At 41.3% G+C, this 2741-nt stretch carries 2 protein-coding genes and 1 pseudogene; 1 reads left to right on the top strand and 2 read right to left on the bottom strand.

All coding sequences use genetic code 11. The annotated features are described in order from the left end of the window. Together CGZ90_RS20870 and CGZ90_RS19390 are read right to left on the bottom strand one after the other, a co-directional pair. Positions 1-886: pseudogene (locus CGZ90_RS20870) on the bottom strand (hypothetical protein); the annotation flags it as partial. Between the two features lie 244 nt (positions 887-1130). Further along, positions 1131-2054 (bottom strand): S66 peptidase family protein, encoded by a 924-nt coding sequence (locus CGZ90_RS19390; RefSeq protein ID WP_094254145.1) that lies wholly within the window; start codon positions 2052-2054, stop codon positions 1131-1133. Positions 2055-2301: 247 nt separating this feature from the next. Here CGZ90_RS19390 and CGZ90_RS19385 point away from each other — a divergent pair. Beyond that, the coding region (locus CGZ90_RS19385) for an MEDS domain-containing protein (RefSeq protein WP_106408330.1) at positions 2302-2741 on the top strand (440 nt) is incomplete at its 3' end.

Raw genomic sequence — 2741 nt, 5'->3', positions numbered from 1 at the left:
CCGTTTGTACGATGCTGAAGGCAGTGAGTCCGGATTCAATCAGCGCGAGAACGAAAGAAAGAAGGAGAGTACCGGACCCCATAACGGCTACTTTTGTCTGACGGTACATTTGAAATCGATAACCGCCAGAGCCTTTGATATGGTTTATATACTCGATTTGCGAAGCGTATTTGTTTAATATGTGATCTGGAAGCTGATGGGGAAGATCTTCACTGACATCACGGACAAAGCCATTTTCATAAAGCACTTGTACGATTTTATACACTTGTTCTTTAAAAGAATCCGGTAACCCGTTTGTTACATATTCAAGAGTTTGTGTACCGTCAAGCATAGGAAACAGCTTCTGCAGCCAGCGCTCAATGGTGCTGCCTTCCATCCTTATTGATTTGATGTTGTTACGAAGATAGACACCCTTGCTGGCTTCTGGATAAATAAAAGTATCTCTGTTCACTTTTAAACGCATGGCAGGATGTACTCTTTGCATGATGCCCCTCCTTTTAAAGAAAGCACTGCATTTATTGCATCTCTTATTTCTATTTAAGCCTTCATGTCCATTATGTATAAATAATACCCTGCAGGAAATTCCTGCAGGGTAAGTTTGAATCAAACTGCATGGCTTAAGAAGGACCGCGTCCACAGCGTCCGCCGCATCCACCACAGCGGCCTCCGCAACCTCCGCAGCCGGCGCAACGGGCGCATCCGCCACAGCCGCCGCAGCGAGCGCAGCCTGCACATCCAGCGCATCCGCCGCAAGCGCAGCCTCCACAAGTGCAAAAGAAAACACATAAACCAACACAAAAACCGATGATTTGACGGTCCGGATCATGTTCCTGCTGTTCCTGAAACTGATGCTCTGTACCATCACTGACTTGAAAGTCTTCGGCATTTAGACCATTCAAATCCCAAGGGTGTTTGTTATCCAAAAAAACACCTCCCTTATTGAATTGTCACATGTAATACGAATACAATAAAATTTCTTCTTGAAGTGCTTATATTAAAATATGGATAGAGTTTGTCCACAGTTACAGGAATGGGTTTGGGCAGTGAAATCAATGACTGCTCGTCCACATTAAAAATATGCAAAAGACCTTGGTATAAGAGAATGAACCAAGGCCGGATTTACATGTATTCTAGTTAATGACAGTCGGCTCCATCACCGTAAGTGTCCTGCTGTCACTGTTCATGTTCACATTAACGCCAATCGGCACGGCTGCTTTAAAGACGCCATGTGCGCTCGCCAGATTCGCTATGAGCGGCTTCCCTAAAGGAACGATAAATTCATCGATCACATTATCGAACGTTTTCCCGTATGCTGGCTGACAGTTTGTGCATTCACCTATAATAATACCGATACAATCTGCAAATTTACCAGCGAGCTTTAAGTGGTTCAAATATCGGTAAATGGTGTTCACAGGTTCATGTGTATCTTCAATGAATAAAATCTTTCCTTTTGTATCGATCTCATAAGGTGTCCCCAGATTCCCTACAAATGAGGTCAAATTTCCTCCAACGACCGGTCCTGTCACATTGCCAGGAACTTTGCTTACAAGCGGCAGACCTGGAGGGTTATTGATCGGCCAAGGCGCCGTTAATCGGGTAGTAATAGTAAAGAACTGATCATAGTTATATTGCGGTGTATTTGGCTTGAAATCCAATAGCATTAAACTTTGAAATGCTGCTAAGTTCGCATATTGATAAAGGGCATTCAGTAAAATGGTGATGTCACTATAACCAGAAATAATTTTAGGGTTGCTGCTGATCACAGAGAAGTCCAGATAGGGTAGAATGCTGGCTACTCCTACGCCGCCTCTTGTTGGCAAAATCATTTTCACCTGTTTATTCTCAAACATAGACATAAGATCTGATGCCTGCTGCTGCGGTGTACCTGCTAAAAAACCATTTACGGCATATACATATCTTCCGACAATGACTTGAAATCCCATATTCCTCAATATATTAATTCCTTGATTAATGACGTTAGCTTCTAGCGGACTTCCTAGCGTCACAATTCCTATCGTGTCACCCCGCTGCAATTGTCGTGGTTTTATTGCCAACTCTTACAGCCCCCTCCGTATATCCAGCCATCTCCTTCCTATTTATATTTCATAAGAGAATGAGCAAGACCTTGAAATTGAAGATCAACATAGGGAGTCTGAACAAAAATATATTTGTTTCTCCACTTTTCAATGTTTTGAAGTAGGAAAAAAAGGGAAACTCAGTGGGAGTTATTGAAAAAAATCTCATAGATTTGAAATAATTATTGAAGAACTAATAGAAGAATGATGAAAAGAGGGAATAGCTATGAGAGAAAAAATCACTCAACAGACTAGGGAATTGCAGCAATCAAACGGCGGCCATATTTTCTATGAATATGAAAGCATAGAGGCATATGTAAGAAATACGGTTTCCTATATTATTGCGGGAATCGAACAGGGAGATCACGTGGTTGTTATTGAGAATGACCGAGTCTATCCATTAATACATCGTGAATTAGGAAAAGAACTGAACAGCGATGATATGAAAAAAGTCCATCGCGTGAATAACTTTGATTTTTACTGTTTTAAAGGTGATTTTAATTCAGAAACTGTTATTTCTTATTTTAAGAAATTTGTAGAGCCTTTTATCGAAAATAGCATCTCTATCCGGACATGGGCTCATGTGGAATGGGCAGATAAAGAACAGATCACCTATTATGTCGGAGAGTACGAAAAGGAAGTTGACCAAACTGTTATTGATTTTGG

Origin of the sequence: Fictibacillus aquaticus (assembly GCF_002245695.1) — a bacterium.
In the GTDB taxonomy this organism is placed as follows: domain Bacteria; phylum Bacillota; class Bacilli; order Bacillales; family Fictibacillaceae; genus Fictibacillus; species Fictibacillus aquaticus.
Note: the sequence above shows the minus strand (reverse complement) of the source record. Positions and strands in the feature narration are given on the sequence as shown.